This window comes from Nocardia sp. NPDC055029 (assembly GCF_053608525.1).
On record NZ_JBSGVQ010000054.1, the window covers coordinates 26,489 to 41,176 of the forward strand.

Sequence of the window (14,688 nt, forward strand, 5' to 3'; positions counted from 1 at the left end):
AGTGCCTAACTATGGAATGCCCGGCGTCGCGGCCGATCGGCGCACCTCGCGGCTGACCGGCGCGATCATCCTCGGCATCATCGCCGCGGTCGTGCTCGCCACGGTCGCCTACCGCAATCTGAGAACCGAAGAGGGCCTGCGGATCGCGCTGCACACCGAACACCTCGGTGACGGCATCAGCGCGGGCAGTCAGGTCCGCATCGACGGCGTCACCGTCGGCGAGGTCGCCGAGGTGACCCCCGGCGAGCGCGGCACCCAGCAGATCTCGCTGCTGCTCGACACCGAGCGGCTGCACGGCATCGACGACAGCCTCGCCGTCGACTACGCCCCCACCAACCTGTTCGGCATCGCCGAACTGGAACTGCGCCGCGGCACCGGCGGATCCCCGCTGCGCGCTGGCGCGGTGCTCGACCTGACCGGCGCCAACTCAGGCCGGGTCTACGACGCGACGATGAGCGCGATCCTGCGCAGCCTGTCCCAGGTCGGCATGACGGTGACCAGCCCGCAGATGGCGACGGTCGTCTCCCAGCTTGCCGCCGACTTCAAGGCCTTCACCCCGCTGGTGCAGGCGCTGATCACGATGGCCAAGACCATCGCCGACAACCAGGACGTCGCGCCCTCGGAACTGTTCGGCAGGCTCGGCCCCGCCTTCGACGGCGGCGGCCAGTTCGCCGGCGCCACCATGCAGGTGATCGACCGGCTCAGCGAGATCAAGGTGACCCAGGTCGACAAGGACCGCTACGACATCGGCGTCGGTGTGATCGGCGGCAGCATCCTGCCCGCCCTGACCACCACGCTGACCACCGCGGGCGGGCACTTCGCCGAGACCACCGACATGCTCGCGCCGATGCTGTACGCGCTGGCCCAGATGTCGCCGAATCCACGTCAGACCGGCGCCGACCTGGCTGCCCTGCTGACCAATCTGCGCGGCGCCATGCCCGACGGCCCCGACGGCCCGGTGCTCAATCTCGACGTCGAGCTCAGCGGCGTGCCCGCGATCGCGGTGCCGCTGTTCGGAAAGGCCGGTGCGTGATGAAGGTCGGTGGTGTGGCACTGCGACTCGGCGTGTTCGCGCTGGTGATGCTCGCCGTGCTCGGACTCGTGTTCACCCTGATCAAGCGGCCCGTCTCCGGTGACACCGAGGCGCACGACGCGCTGTTCACCGACGCCAACGGCCTCAAGGTCGGCAACGACGTGCGGATGTTCGGCGTGCAGGTCGGCAAGATCGAGAAGATCAGCCTCGAAGGTGACAAGGCCAAGGTCCACCTCACAGTGAAGACCGACACGCCCATCTACGACAACAGCAAGCTGGCCATCCGGTACCAGAACCTCACCGGCCAGCGCTATATCGACCTGCAGCAGGCGCCCGACCCGGGCAAGCGGATCGCCGCCGACGCCAGGATCGGCGCCGATATGACCGTCCCGTCGTTCGACGTGACCAGCCTGTTCAGTGGCCTGAAGCCGGTGCTGGCGACGCTCTCGCCCGAGGCGATCAACCAGTTCACCGCCAGCATGCTCGCCGTCATCGAGGGCGACGGCAGCGGTCTCGGCCCCGCGCTGACCGCGATCGACCAGCTCGCGAGCTACGCCGAGGACCGCCAGCACGTCGTCAACACCCTGATCAGCAACCTGTCGACGCTGGGTGACCGGCACGGCGGCCGCGTCGGCTACCTGCTGCCGCTGCTGGCCCGGCTCACCGACATCTTCGAGGCGATGCAGCGCAATATCGGCGGCGTCGCGCAGTTCGCGATGACAGCGCCGTCGGTGCTCGCGCCGGTGGACCGGCTGCTGGCCTCCCTCGGCCTGGTCGAGGGCGGCAGCGCCGAGGTCGACGCGATGATCCGCGGTCTGTTCCCGAATCCCCAAGAGGCAGTGGACGTTTTCGGGCGGCTACCCGGTCTGCTGGCCACCGTCGACGCTTCGCTCTCGCGCGATTTCGCCGGCTTAACGCCGACCTGCAGCAACGGCCCCGCCGAGGTGCCCGCCCCGCTGCAGGTGCTGATCGCCGGACAGAAGGTGACGGTATGCAACGCCTGAAGTTCTTCTCCGGTGACCGCCCGATCATGGACGAGGCGACCAAGCGCGCCCGCGAACTGCGGATGGGCATCATCGGCCTGAGCCTGGTCGTGCTGTTCATCATCGGCGCGGGCATCGTCTACGTGGTGCCGCTGGGCAAGCACACCTACACCGCCGAACTCAGCGAGGCGCAGTCGGTGCGCGAGGGCGACGACGTGCGCCTGGCCGGCATCTCGGTCGGCAGCGTCACCTCGCTCGAGCTGAAGCCGGACAAGGTGCTGATGGAGTTCACCGTCGACTCCGACGTGTTCGTCGGCGACCAGACCTCCCTCGACATCCGCATGCTGACCGTGGTCGGCGGCCACTACGTCGCGCTGTACCCGGCGGGCTCGCGGCCGCTGGGCGAGGAGGCGATCCCGGCGGACCGAATCCGTCTGCCCTACAGCCTGATCGAGACCTTCCAGGACGCGACGGCGCCGCTGGCCGCCGTCGACGGCGACACCGTGCGCAAGAACCTGGCCGCCGCGAATTCCGCGATCGCCGCCTCCCCGGAGGCGCTGCGCTCGACCCTCGACACCGTCGGCAAGTACGTCGACATGCTCGACCGGCAGCGCTCGCAGGTGTCGAAGTCCATCGCCATCCTCGACGAGTACATCTCCATGTACGACGGCGCCAAGTCCGATCTGGGCAGGCTGATGGACAACGTCAACATGCTCGAGGACGTGCTGCTGAGCAAGAAGGCCGAACTGGCCGAAGCGGTCCGGCTGCTGGTCTCGGTGGTGAACCGGCTCGCCGGGCTCGCCCCCAGCTGGGAGTCCACCCTGAAACCGCAGGCGCAGGCACTGGCCGACGCGCTGCCGCGGATGCGGGAACTCGAAGGCCGGTTCGAACCGATCCTCGGCACCGTGGCCGACCTGCAGACCAAGCTGTCGCAGCTGGCGACCCCGGACGCCGGTGTCGTGGTCGACCAGTCCGGCGTGCGCGTGTGCGTGCCGCTGCCCGGGAAGGCGTGCTGATGCTGAAACGACTCCTCGGATCCCAGGCGTTCATGTCGATCGCCGGTGTCGCGGTCCTGGTCGTCATGGTGATCGCCGGCTACTTCGTGGCCTTCGATCCGCTGAAGAAGACCGAATCCTATTGCGCCCTCATGCCGGACGCGATCGGGCTCTATCCGGGCAACCACGTCACGATGCGCGGCATCGATGTCGGCGAGGTGACCGCGGTGCGCAACGAGGGCGCCAAGGTGCGCGTGGAGTTCGAGGTCGACGCCGACTACCCGGTCTACGCCGACGCCTCCGCGACCACCGTCGCGTATTCCGTTGCCGCCGACCGCAATCTGGCCGTACTGACCAGCGGCAAGGACACCAGGCAGTTCACCGGCGGCTGCATCACCAAGACGCTCACGCCCAAGTCGATCACCGAGACACTGACCGCCCTGGCGAGCCTGTCCGAGCAGCTTTCGGGCGCCGAAGCGGGTCAGCCGAGCGCGCTGGTCGACGGCCTCGCCTCGCTGGACCGCGCGACCGAGGGCGCCGGCCCCACGGTCAACGAACTGGTGCACAAGCTCGGCTCGGCGATGAACAAGCCCGACGCCGACATCGGCCACCTGGCAGGCCTCTTCGACGCGTTCGCCTCGGTGTCGAACCGGGTCGCCGCCAACTGGGGCGACCTGCAGACGATGCTGGTCCGGCTGGCCCCGCTGCTCAATCAGGCCTCCGACGACCTGCTCGGCCCGGCGACCTCGCTGTTCGACGGACTCGCCGAGCTGCTGCCGATGCTCAACGACTTCGCGACCATCCTCGGCGACCCGCTGATCGGCGCGCTCGACGGGGCGGTCCCGCTGGTGAAGTTGTTGCGCGCCAACGTCGGATCGCTGCGCGAGGTGGTGCTGAAGATGCCCGCGCTGACCTCGGCGTTCCAGAGCGCCGCTGGCGGCACCGCGATCACCTACGCCCCGCCCAAGGTGGCGCTGCCCGGCGGTGAAGCCGATCAGGTGTGCGCCGCGGTGAACGCGCTGGTCCCCGGCCAGTGCGCCGACCCGGCGCAGGGGCTGACCGATGTGAACCTCGTCCAGGTCGTGCTGGGAATGGCAGGTGCCCGATGAACCCGCGAAAGACGCTGCGGCGCAGCATGATCGCGCTCGTTGTCGCGGCCGGTCTCGCGGTCGGCGGCTGCGGCTTCGATCCGGCCGAGGTGCCGGTGCCCGGCTCGACCGTCAGCGGCCCCACCTACCGCGTGCAGATCGAGTTCAGCAGCGCGCTGAACCTGCCCGCGAAGTCGAAGGTGATCGCCAACGGCGCCGAGATCGGCAATGTCGACACGGTGCGGGTGATCCAGCCCGCCGACGCGCCCGCGGGCCGCGGCGGCTACGTCGTCGTCGAGGCCGACATCCTCGACTCGGTGCAGCTGCCGACCACGACCATCGCCGAACTGCGCCAGGACACCATCCTCGGTGACATCCACGTCGCGCTGACCACCCCGAAGGACGGCTTCGGCGCCCTGCTGCGCGATGGCGGCACCATCCCGATCGCCCGCACGAAACCGCCGGTGCAGCTGGAAGACACGATGGCGACCATGGCGCTGTTCGTGCAGGGCGGCGCGATCGGCCAGCTACAGGACATGATCGGCCGGGTGAACTCGGTGATGCCGCAGGATCCCAAGGAGACCGCGCGGATCTCGGCGGTCATGGGCGCCGACGCCGCCGATCTGGCCGCGAACCTGGACCGGGTCGACCTGCTGGTCAACGGCCTGGCCGCCAATGCCGAGATCATGGTCGGCATCGAGGCCGAGCTCACCAATATCCTCACCCCCGAAGCCGTGCGGGCACTCTCGGGCACCCAGGACTCGATCGCCAAGACCATGGCGATCTTCCAGGCACTCGGCCCGGTCGGTTCGTCGCTGACCTGGCTGGCCCCGATCGCGGGCGCGGGCGACGCCGCGGCGACCGCGTTCCTGCCGCTGGCCACCGGCGGCTCGGCCGACCTGCGCTCCTCGACGAACATGGCCCTGCTGACCGCGCTGCTGCGCGACAAGATCATCCCGTTCGCCGAGCGCGGCCCGAAGGTGAACATCACCGGCGTGCGGGTGTCCGAGGACGAGCAGGTCGAGCAGATCGTGACCGCGCTGCGGATGATCGGAATGGTGCGATGAAGATCGGTGCACTGGCATCACTGGGCGGCATCGCCGCCATCACCGTGCTCGGCGCGAGCTACCTGACCTTCGGCGTCGTGCGGGTCGACCCGTTCGCCGACTACACCGAGGCCTCGATCGAGCTGGCCAACTCCGGCGGCCTCAGCGTCGGCTCGCCGATCCTGCTGACCGGCATCGAGATCGGCAAGGTCACCGCCGTCGACACCTCCACCGCCGGTGGCGTCCAGGTGGGCTTCCGGTTCGGTGCCGAGAACAAGGTGCCGATGAGCAGCATCGTCACCATCGAGCACCTGTCCTCGCTGGGTGAGCCGTATGTGCAGTTCGTGCCGCGCAGTGCCGACGGGCCGTACCTGAGCAACGGGCAGCGCCTGGCGGGGGAGAATGTGCGGACTCCGATGTCGATCCCCGAGGTCGCGCGGCTGGTCACCAAGACCGTCGAGCAGCTCGACCCCGCGGTCGTCGGCTCGCTGGTCGACACGCTCGGTCAGGCGATGACCGGCACCGAGAACGTCATCCCGGAACTGGCAAGGGCGGGCGATCTGCTCGCCGCGGCCATCATGAGCCGCGCGCCCGCCATCGCCGAGTTGCAGAACAACTTCGAGTACGTCTCCGGTGACATCGGCTGGGCCGGACCGGCCACCTCCGCCGCCGCGCCGGCGTTCGTGCGGCTGAGCCAGGTCATCGACGAGTTCGTCGAATCGGTCGGCCGGGTCAGCGCGGCCGGTGGCGATCCGGAGATGTATCTGCGCGACGGCGGTCTCGTGCCGTTCCTCGAGCAGGTCGTCGCCAAGCTGAACGAGCTCGGTCCCGAGCTGTCCGCCCTGCTGCCCGGGTTGCGCCCGCTCGCCGAATCGGTCACCGCGACCGGTCCGCAGATCGATCTGAGCACCCTGATCGCGCAGGCGCTACACAACACCGATACCGATGCGGTGAAGGTTAGGGTCGCAATCAAGTAAACATCTGGCAACTGCTGAATGTAGGTATGACCCCAGGTCAATGGAGTCTTATCAAGCCGATCCATCTTTTCAGCAACCGTGCGGTAGCCTGCTGGACTAGGGGAGTCCAGGTCCGTGGGCGACCGAAGGCGGTGCGATGGCAGAGAACAGCGAGGGCCCCGGCGAGGGGACCGGCAGCAGTACTCGGGTGATCGCGATCGCGGCAGTGCTCGCCGCACTGCTCGCGCTGGTTGTCGCGCTCGGGTTGGTCCTGCGCGCGAATCAGGGTGACGAGAACGACCCGTCGACCGTGAACCCGATGGGTGCCGATTCGAGTGGCCTGCCCGTCGCCGGTGACGAGGCGTCCGAGCAGGAGGCGGTCTTCGCTCCGCCGTGGCCCGCCCGCCGGGTCGGCGGCAACTGCTCGGCGGGTGGCATCGTCGCCCACTGGCAGGTCGACGCAGACGGCGCGTGGCAGTGCACGGTGACGACCCCGGACGCCGCGGTGCCCGCCGCGCCCGCCGAGGCGCCACCACCCCCGCCCCCAGAAGCCGCACCACTCGCCCCCGCGCCGGAGCCCGTGCCCGTCGAAGCTCCGCCGCCCGTCTACGAGCCGCCGCCGGTGTACGAACCGCCCGTCTACGAGCCACCGCCGGTGTACGAGCCGGAGCCCATTCCCGCTCCCGCGCCGGAACCAGCCCCCGCGCCACCACCGCCGCCGGTCATCCAGCTGCCGTTCCCCTTGCCGCCGATCTTCATTCCGCCCGCGGCCGCCGTGCTGCCGTGACCGGCGGCGGGTCACCCGCCGCGCATCGTCGATATCGGTGAGACTGATCCGCTATGGACCAGCTGGTGCTCACTCTGGTGATCCTGCTCGCGGCGGTGCTCGCCGAGTCGCTCGGTGGCCGGATCGGGGTGGCGCCGTCCATCCTGATGACGGTCTTCGGCTGCCTGCTCGCCCTGATCCCCGCCGTGCCGAGCCTCGACATCCCGCCCGAGCTCATCCTCCCGCTGGTCCTGCCGCCGCTGCTCTACGCCGCCGCCCGGCGCACCTCCTGGCGGCAATTCGCCGAGAACTGGCAGGTCATCGCGCTGCGTGCGATAGGCCTGGTGATCGTCACCGCCGTCGCGGTGGCCGCGGTGTTCCACGCCTGGAATCCGGCGACCGCGGTCGCGGCGGGCGTGGTGCTCGGCGCGCTGGTCGCGCCGCCCGACCCGGTCGCGGCCACCTCGATGGCAAGCAGGCTCGGCCTGCCGCGGCGGCTGATCGTGACCCTCGGCGGCGAGGGCCTGTTCAACGACGTCACCGCGATCGTCATCTACACCGTCGGCATCCAGGCCGTGGTCACCGGCCTGTTCTCACCGTGGCACGCGCTCGGCGACTTCGTTCTCGCCGCGGTGGTCGGGCTCGTCGTCGGCCTCGTCCTCGGCTGGCTGGGCAGCAAACTCACCAAGTACCTCGACAACGCGACCGGCCAGGTGGCGCTGAGCCTGCTGCTGCCGTTCGTCGCCTACGGCGTCGCCGAACACTGGGAAGGCTCGGCCGTCCTCGCCGTGCTGGTCTGCGCGCTGTACCTGACCGACGCGGTCACCGAGATCGGCGACCGCAACTACCGGCTGGTCGCGGATTCGTTCTGGGACATCGCCGAAATGCTCATCACCGGCTTCGCTTTCGCGCTGATCGGTCTCGAACTGCGGGTCGTCATCGACGCCACCGGGCACAACTGGACCTCGCTGGCCGGGGTCACCGCGGCGGTGATCGCGGTCGTCGTGCTGCTGCGGCTGGCCTGGCTGCTGGTGACCTGGGCGGTGAGCATGAGACTGTGGCGCGACACCGACGAGCCGTTCACCTGGCGCGAGGTGATCGTCACCTGGTGGGCGGGGATGCGCGGCGTCGCCACGGTGGCCCTTGCCCTGGCCGTGCCGTTCACCGTCGACTCCGGCGCGGACTTCCCCGCCCGCTCGGAGATCCTGTTCGTCGCCTTCGCGGTCGTGCTGTTCACGCTGCTCGTACAGGGCCCGACCCTGCCGCTGATCGTCCGGATCACCGGCGTGCACGCCGACACCAGAGGGGAACGCGCGGTCGAACAGCAACTGTGGACCAGGGTCGTGCGCGCCGAACTGGCCGAACTCAAGATGATCGCCGCCCGCGACGGGCTGCCCGAAGACGTCTACGAGGACATCAAGGACACCCTGCGGCACCTCTCGGCCAAGGCCGACCCCGAAGCCGCGGACGCCGACGCCAAGGCCGCCCTCGACGCGGAACGCACACTCGCCACGCAGATGCGCGCGGTGCGCTCGGCCGTCATCGAGGCGGGCAGGCGCGAAGCCCAGACCGCGCGCCGCGAACCCGGCATGCCGCCCGATGTCGTCGACCGGGTCACCCGCAGACTCGACCTCGGCCCGACCCGCTGACCGGTCTCAGCCCGCGAGCGTGTCGGTGAGCGAGCCGATCGCGTAGGTGACCGCCATCGCCAGCGCACCACCGATCACCACCCGCAACACCGCCCTGCCGCGATGACTGCCGCCAAGCCGCGCGCTCACCGATCCGGTGACGGCCAGCGCGATGAGCACCGCCGCGAAGGTCACCGGCACCCGCCACTGCACCGGCGGCAGCACGATCGCCAGCAGCGGCAGCAGCGCGCCGCAGGTGAACGCGATCGCCGAGGAGATCGCCGCCGCCCACGGATTGGTGAGCTCGTCCGGGTCGAGCTTGAGTTCGGCTTCGGCGTGCGCGGTGAACGCGTCGTGCGCGGTGAGTTCCTCGGCGACCGTGCGCGCCGTCGCCGGGCTCAGCCCCTTGGCCTCGTAGATCCCGATCAGCTCGGCCAGTTCCGCCGCCGGATCGTCGGCCAGCTCCCTGCGCTCCTTGGCGAGCAGCGCCCTCTCCGAATCCCGCTGGGTGCTCACCGACACGTATTCGCCCGCCGCCATCGAGATCGCGCCCGCGACCAGTCCGGCCACGCCCGCGGTGAGGATGGTGTGCGGATCGTTCGTGGTCGCCGCGACACCGACCACCAGACCGGCGGTGGACACGATGCCGTCGTTCGCGCCGAGCACACCGGCGCGCAGCCAGTTCAACCGGGACGCGAGCCCTTCGGCATGGGGTTCGTGCGGATGGGCGGTCGGTGACGAGTCCTGCACCCGGCCAGCCTAATCGGGTGCGACACCGGATCAGCGCGGGGCGCGCGGTCCGGCGCGCAGGGTGTCGGCCAGGCGCACGGCCAGCGCGAGCACGGTCAGCGTCGGGTTGACGTGCCCGTTGGTCGGGAAGACCGAACTGCCCGCGATGTAGAGGTTGTCGACGCCGTGCACCCGGCAGTGCCGGTCGACCACCCCGTGCCGCGGATCGGCCGACATCCTGGTGGTGCCACTCGGGTGCGCCCGGTCGGCCAGCGGCAGCGGCTCGGTACTGCCGGGCAGCGCCGCGGGCGCGATCCGCGGCGCGGGCAGCCCGAGCCGGGCGAACTCGGCCGTCAGCAGCGCCGTCGCCCGCCGGACGGTCGCGTCCTCCCGCGCACCGATCCGCCAATCCACCTGGGGCAGTGGCATTCCCACCGGGTCGGTGCGCTCGGACAGCCGCACCCGGCTGTCCGGATCCGGCGCCTGTTCGACCATCGTCCACACCTCGACCCCCGTGAGCCGGTGCGGCAACCCGACACCGTCGATCAGTCTGCGCCGAGCCCCTGCCAGCAGCAGCTTGGTGTCCGACAGCATGATTCGCGCATCGTTCCACTCCGCCCGCCCACTCAGCACCCGCTTGACGGCGTCCCACGGATCGTCGGGCGCGGTGACCTCCTGCAACCACAGCGCGCAGTTCAACAGCGATTCCCCGCGCTGGACCTCGGGCGACAGGGCCAGGCCGTGCACAAAGGTGTGGTTACCCCGCGGCCCCTTGACCACATACTTGCCGAACCGGGCCAGCGCGGCACCGGCGACGGCGGGGGACAGGGTGCCGACCACGCCGCTGCGATGGTCGATCAGATACCGCCCCACCTGGTCGTACCGGTTCCCGATGCCGCCGGGAACGGTGCGCCGCGAGGCGAGCAGCAGCCGTGGCGTGTCGATCCCGCCCGCCGCGAGCACGAAGATCCGCGCCTCGACGGTGCGGACCCGGCCACCGGCGCCGGTCACCTCAACCGAGTTCACGTGCGCGCCGGTGGCATCGGTGTCGAGGTGGGTGACGGTCGCGTTCACCAGCACCCGTGCGGTCGGCGCCACGATATCGCGCACCAGCCTGCCCCACCGTTTGCAGTCGAACCGGTCGACCGGATCCCGGCTGATCTGCCAGAAGTACGGGCGCAGCGACCCGGTGTCGACGGCGGCGGCAGGCGCCGGACGTCCCGCGAGCGGCCAGAACTCGGCGTCCGTGAACCCCGTGCCGTGCCCGAGCCCGGCATGCGCGGCGGCGCGTTCGGCGTACGGACGCAGCTCGCCCGCATCGATCGGCCACCCCGACCGCCGCACCCACGGCCGGGTCGCGAAGTCGAGGTCGTCGAGCACGCCACAGCGTCCGGCCCAGACCAGCGAGCTGCCGCCGAGGACCCGGCTGCCCGCGATCCGGTCGGGTGGCAGCCGCGGCGCGCCGACGCTGTCGATGGCGGCGAATTCCGGCTCGGCGGGACCGATTTCGTGGTCACCGCTCTCCAGGACCAGCACCTGCAGACCCGCCGCGGCCAGTTCGGTGGCCACGGTCAGCCCGGCCGGGCCCGAGCCGATGACGCAGATCTGGGCGCGCAGCGCGTCGTCTCCGACGGTGCGCAGGTCCTCGACAAGCATCGGCGGTCCTCTCGCCCGTGCCACCCGCGCGGCCCGGCACCCGGCCGCGCATTGGTGTCACTCTAGAAGCCGGGACGCGGAATTTCCGGAGGTCTCACAATGCTGGTTCACGAAAGCCCGGATGTATCCCGCGGATTGGCGCACATACATCCACGACCAGAACCCCAGCCCGGACTCGGTGGGGCTGGCGACCATGGTGATCTCGCCGTCGAAACACCGGCCGACGATGTAGCGGGCACGCGAGACGTGCGGGGTGAAGGTGACAACGATGATGTGCCGCCAGCCGTAAATCGTTGCCCGCCGCACGATCTCGCGCGCCTCACCGTCGGTCGTCCACGGGTCGGGCACGAAACACGAGACACGGAAGGCGAATCGGCCGCCGCAATACTTGTCCATCAGCGGATCGTCGGGCCCGGTGGACTGCGAGATCAGCACCTCGGGGGCGTAGCCACGCTCGGCGAGCTCGATCCCGAGGTCGAAGCGTTCGTAGGGGGTGCCGCCGAGCACGACGATCACATCGGCGGGGCGCAGCGGGTCCACCTGTGGCCGGACGTACACGGGCCACCCGGCGAGCGCGGCACCCAGTGTGATGACAAGTGCGCCGACGAGCAACCATCCCGCACGCCGAAAGATCGACACTGCGTCGAGGATAGCGAAACACTGCCTTCACCTCGCGATGTGTCGCCAGGCACACTGGAGCCATGACCGACTCCGCCGTTGCCCCCGAACATCTCGACGTCGTCATCGTCGGCGCGGGATTGTCCGGTATCGGGGCCGCCTATCGGCTGCAGACCGAACACCCGCACCGCAGCTACGCGATCCTCGAGGCCCGCGCCGATCTCGGCGGCACCTGGGACCTTTTCCGGTACCCGGGCATCCGCTCCGACTCGGACATGTTCACCCTCGGCTATCCGTTCAAGCCGTGGCGCGCGGCCCGCTCCATCGCCGACGGCGCGTCGATCCTGGACTACATCCGCGAAACCGCGCACGAGAACGGCATCGACCGGCGCATCCGCTTCGGCTCGCGGGTGATCGGCGCGGACTGGTCGTCGGCGCAGGCGCGCTGGCAGCTCACCATCGCCCACGACGGCCCCGACGGCCCCGAGCTGAGCACCCTGACCTGCGGTTTCCTTTACGCCTGTGCCGGCTACTACGACTACCAGCAGCCGCACACCCCCGCATTCGCCGGTCGCGAGGACTTCGCGGGCACCATCGTGCACCCGCAGTTCTGGCCTGCCGACCTGGACGTGCGCGACAAGCGGATCGTGGTCATCGGCAGCGGCGCGACCGCGGTCACCCTGGTGCCCTCGCTGGCCGACGAGGCCGAGCACGTCACCATGCTGCAGCGCACCCCCACCTGGATCAGCGCCGTCCCCGGTCGCGACAAGCAGGCCGACAAGATCCGCGAACTGCTGCCCGCCGGGCTGGCGCACCGGCTGATCCGCACCAAGAACATCCTGTTCAACATCGGCTTCTACCAGTACTGCCGTCGCCGCCCCGCCGCCGCGCGCAAGCTGCTGACCGGCCTCACCACCCGCATCCTCAAAGACGACACACTGGTCGCCGAGCACTTCACCCCCGACTACGACCCGTGGGACCAGCGCCTGTGCGCCGCGCCCGACGCCGACTTCTTCAAGGCGATGAAGAAGGGCAAGGCCGCGGTGGTCACCGACCGGATCGACCGGTTCGTCCCCGAGGGCATCCAGCTCGAATCGGGCAAGGTCCTGCCCGCCGACATCGTGGTGACCGCGACCGGCCTGCGGCTGCTCGCCTTCGGCGGCATCGCCCCCGAGGTCGACGGCACCCCGGTCCCGCTGTCGGACCAGTTCGTCTGGCAGGGCGCGATGCTGACCGGCCTGCCCAATTTCGCCATCTGCGTCGGCTACACCAACGCCTCGTGGACGCTGCGCGCCGACCTCACCTCACGCCTGGTCTGCAAGGTCCTCGCCCACATCGACCGGACCGGGGTCCCCGCCGTCGTCCCGGAGCCGAAGGGCGCGCTCGCCGAGCGTCCGCTGCTCGACCTGAACGCCGGCTACATCCTGCGCTCGATCGCCGCGTTCCCCCGTCAGGGCGACAAGCATCCGTGGCGGGTCAGGCAGAACTACCTGCTCGACGCGCTGATCACTCTGCGCACCGATCTCGGCAAGACGCTGCGCCCGGTCCGGCGCGTAGGCGAGTTCACCCACAACGGATGAGGCGCGCGGCCCCGTCGGGTTCCTACCGTTGACGTGTGCCGTGGTGGCACGTCCGTTGACCTGACGGGAAGGCCGAGCGATGACAGATCAGAATCAGCACCCGGTACGCGAGGGAATCGCGGCAGGAACCTCCATCGGCGCCGGAATCCTGCTGGCGGTGGTCGGTGTCCTGCAGATCCTCGAAGGTATCTCGGCTGTCGCCAAGGACGATCTCATCGTCGTTGGGCCCGAGTACCTCTACCAGTTCGACCTGACGTCATGGGGCTGGTGGCACATCGTTTTCGGTGCCATCGCGGTGATCGTCGCGATCGGCCTGCTGGCCGGTCAGACATGGGGACGGGTGTTGGCGATGGTGATCGCCGCCATCTCGATCATCGCGAACTTCCTGTGGCTGCCGTACTACCCATGGTGGTCGATCCTGATCATCATCATCAACATCGTGGTGATCTGGGCGGTGGCCACCTGGCGCCCGAACAACGCCTGAACCCAGCGCACCGACGCGAACGCCGCCCCGGTCATCGGCCGGGGCGGCGTTCGCGCGTCAGTGCCCGAGCGGTGGTTCGTCGGCGTTACCGAGGGTGCCGACCAGATGGTCGGAGAGCCGTTCGCCGAGTACCGCCAGCTCGGCCTTCTGTGGCCCGTCGAGTCCGTCCATGACCAGCCGCCGCACCGCGACGAGATACTCCGGTGTCGCCTCGGCCACCTTGGCCAGCCCGCTCTCGGTGAGGACCGCGTCGACGCCGCGCCCCGATTCCGCGGCCGCGCGCTCGGCCCAGCCGACCCGTTCCAGCTTGGACACCACATGGGAGAGCCGGGAGATGGACCCGTGCCCGCGCGCGGCGAGCAGGCTCAACCGCATCCGATGGTCCGGCGCCTCGCGCAGCAGTGCCATGACCCGGTATTCGAAATGGGTCAGGCCGAACTCGCGTTGCAGTCGCGAATCGAGCGCGCTCGGCACCCGGATCGCGAGGGTGACCACCGCACTCCAGGCGCGACGTTCGACCGAGTCGAGGTCCTCTGTCACCTCTCGTCCTCCCTTCTCGTATGTTAACTGAAGAATTGCTGAAGGTCGGCAAACTGTATATCGGAGGTTATCGGCCGTCTATGTGCCGCATGTCATGTCGGCAGGTAGGAGAAGTTTCATAGACCAAATTCAGCTGGACGTATGATCAGTTGCCGAAAGGTCGCCACTCGCCGCCGAGTGTGCCTCGGCTCCACGGCCGGCGCCGCCACGGTCGTTCGTCGACCCGTCGAAGGTGTGGCGAGCTGGGGAAATACCGGATCTACCAGGCGATTTGACTTCGCGTTCGTGGCTGCGTAACTTAATTCGAGTCAGAGCGACACGGACACCGACCCGGTGCCGAACTGCTGAGCCTCCCGAGGCTGGCGGATGGTGCAGGGAAACGAGGTAGGACGATGAGCGCCTGACTGATCATGTGTGCAGGGTTACAACCTTCGAACTTGCTTCGGTGGATTGCCTGCGCTAAAGTATGAACCCTTGCCCTGCCGAAGCCTCTACGAAATGTTGTGGGTAGAAGCTTGTGCGTGTGTTCTTTGAGAACTCAATAGTGTGTCGATGAATGTCAGTGCCAATATTATTATTGGTTCCG

The 14,688-nt window shown here is 69.2% G+C and carries 14 protein-coding genes; 10 read left to right on the forward strand and 4 right to left on the reverse strand.

The features are described from left to right. The first annotated feature begins 1 nt into the window (after position 1). The 8 genes from ACWF9G_RS31675 (at position 2) to ACWF9G_RS31710 (ending at position 8,516) form a co-directional block, all read left to right on the forward strand. Positions 2-1,033, forward strand: a complete 1,032-nt coding sequence (locus tag ACWF9G_RS31675) for an MlaD family protein (RefSeq protein ID WP_379310740.1) — start codon at positions 2-4, stop codon at positions 1,031-1,033. Beyond that, positions 1,033-2,037, forward strand: a complete 1,005-nt coding sequence (locus ACWF9G_RS31680; RefSeq protein WP_452519811.1) for an MlaD family protein — start codon at positions 1,033-1,035, stop codon at positions 2,035-2,037. Before ACWF9G_RS31675 ends, ACWF9G_RS31680 begins: the two co-directional genes overlap by 1 nt. Then, positions 2,025-3,032, forward strand: coding sequence for an MlaD family protein (locus ACWF9G_RS31685; RefSeq protein WP_452519793.1), 1,008 nt, complete (start codon positions 2,025-2,027; stop codon positions 3,030-3,032). The genes ACWF9G_RS31680 and ACWF9G_RS31685 overlap by 13 nt, the downstream gene beginning before the upstream one ends. Next, positions 3,032-4,120, forward strand: coding sequence for an MlaD family protein (locus ACWF9G_RS31690; protein ID WP_452519795.1), 1,089 nt, complete (start codon positions 3,032-3,034; stop codon positions 4,118-4,120). The genes ACWF9G_RS31685 and ACWF9G_RS31690 overlap by 1 nt, the downstream gene beginning before the upstream one ends. After that, entirely contained in the window at positions 4,117-5,166 is a 1,050-nt protein-coding gene (locus tag ACWF9G_RS31695; RefSeq protein ID WP_452519797.1) for an MlaD family protein, read from the forward strand. The genes ACWF9G_RS31690 and ACWF9G_RS31695 overlap by 4 nt, the downstream gene beginning before the upstream one ends. Then, complete coding sequence (locus tag ACWF9G_RS31700) at positions 5,163-6,122, forward strand: MlaD family protein (protein ID WP_379311225.1); 960 nt, start codon at positions 5,163-5,165, stop codon at positions 6,120-6,122. The genes ACWF9G_RS31695 and ACWF9G_RS31700 overlap by 4 nt, the downstream gene beginning before the upstream one ends. Before the next feature lie 136 nt (positions 6,123-6,258). Beyond that, a complete protein-coding gene (locus ACWF9G_RS31705; protein ID WP_452519799.1) occupies positions 6,259-6,888 on the forward strand; it encodes a hypothetical protein in 630 nt (209 codons plus the stop codon). Positions 6,889-6,941: 53 nt separating this feature from the next. After that, positions 6,942-8,516: a Na+/H+ antiporter gene (locus ACWF9G_RS31710; RefSeq protein ID WP_452519801.1), complete on the forward strand. Its 1,575-nt coding sequence runs from the start codon at positions 6,942-6,944 to the stop codon at positions 8,514-8,516. 6 nt (positions 8,517-8,522) lie between these two features. Here the strand turns inward: ACWF9G_RS31710 and ACWF9G_RS31715 are convergent, their stop codons facing one another. The 3 genes from ACWF9G_RS31715 to ACWF9G_RS31725 are packed head-to-tail and all read right to left on the reverse strand — an operon-like array spanning position 8,523 to position 11,513. Beyond that, entirely contained in the window at positions 8,523-9,245 is a 723-nt protein-coding gene (locus tag ACWF9G_RS31715) for a VIT1/CCC1 transporter family protein (RefSeq protein WP_452519802.1), read from the reverse strand. A 30-nt stretch (positions 9,246-9,275) separates the two neighbouring features. Continuing rightward, entirely contained in the window at positions 9,276-10,880 is a 1,605-nt protein-coding gene (locus ACWF9G_RS31720; protein ID WP_452519804.1) for a GMC oxidoreductase, read from the reverse strand. A 57-nt stretch (positions 10,881-10,937) separates the two neighbouring features. Continuing rightward, a complete protein-coding gene (locus ACWF9G_RS31725; RefSeq protein ID WP_379311233.1) occupies positions 10,938-11,513 on the reverse strand; it encodes a YdcF family protein in 576 nt (191 codons plus the stop codon). Between the two features lie 68 nt (positions 11,514-11,581). Here ACWF9G_RS31725 and ACWF9G_RS31730 point away from each other — a divergent pair, with 68 nt between their 5' ends. Together ACWF9G_RS31730 and ACWF9G_RS31735 are read left to right on the forward strand one after the other, a co-directional pair. Then, entirely contained in the window at positions 11,582-13,078 is a 1,497-nt protein-coding gene (locus ACWF9G_RS31730; RefSeq protein ID WP_452519806.1) for a flavin-containing monooxygenase, read from the forward strand. 79 nt (positions 13,079-13,157) lie between these two features. Next, the gene (locus ACWF9G_RS31735) at positions 13,158-13,562 is read left to right on the forward strand and encodes a DUF7144 family membrane protein (RefSeq protein ID WP_379311231.1); all 405 of its coding nucleotides are present in this window, start codon (positions 13,158-13,160) and stop codon (positions 13,560-13,562) included. Positions 13,563-13,619: 57 nt separating this feature from the next. Here the strand turns inward: ACWF9G_RS31735 and ACWF9G_RS31740 are convergent, their stop codons facing one another. Next, entirely contained in the window at positions 13,620-14,102 is a 483-nt protein-coding gene (locus ACWF9G_RS31740; RefSeq protein WP_452519807.1) for a MarR family winged helix-turn-helix transcriptional regulator, read from the reverse strand. Between the last annotated feature and the right edge of the window lie 586 nt (positions 14,103-14,688).

Bases quoted from the DNA above. Each gene is read 5' to 3' on its own strand.
- ACWF9G_RS31685 (WP_452519793.1), top strand. From the start codon at position 2,025: ATGCAACGCCTGAAGTTCTTCTCCGGTGACCGCCCGATCATGGACGAG.
- ACWF9G_RS31680 (WP_452519811.1), top strand. From the start codon at position 1,033: ATGAAGGTCGGTGGTGTGGCACTGCGACTCGGCGTGTTCGCGCTGGTG.
- ACWF9G_RS31720 (WP_452519804.1), bottom strand. From the start codon at position 10,880: ATGCTTGTCGAGGACCTGCGCACCGTCGGAGACGACGCGCTGCGCGCC.
- ACWF9G_RS31695 (WP_452519797.1), top strand. From the start codon at position 4,117: ATGAACCCGCGAAAGACGCTGCGGCGCAGCATGATCGCGCTCGTTGTC.
- ACWF9G_RS31710 (WP_452519801.1), top strand. From the start codon at position 6,942: ATGGACCAGCTGGTGCTCACTCTGGTGATCCTGCTCGCGGCGGTGCTC.
- ACWF9G_RS31690 (WP_452519795.1), top strand. From the start codon at position 3,032: ATGCTGAAACGACTCCTCGGATCCCAGGCGTTCATGTCGATCGCCGGT.
- ACWF9G_RS31700 (WP_379311225.1), top strand. From the start codon at position 5,163: ATGAAGATCGGTGCACTGGCATCACTGGGCGGCATCGCCGCCATCACC.
- ACWF9G_RS31730 (WP_452519806.1), top strand. From the start codon at position 11,582: ATGACCGACTCCGCCGTTGCCCCCGAACATCTCGACGTCGTCATCGTC.
- ACWF9G_RS31735 (WP_379311231.1), top strand. From the start codon at position 13,158: ATGACAGATCAGAATCAGCACCCGGTACGCGAGGGAATCGCGGCAGGA.
- ACWF9G_RS31705 (WP_452519799.1), top strand. From the start codon at position 6,259: ATGGCAGAGAACAGCGAGGGCCCCGGCGAGGGGACCGGCAGCAGTACT.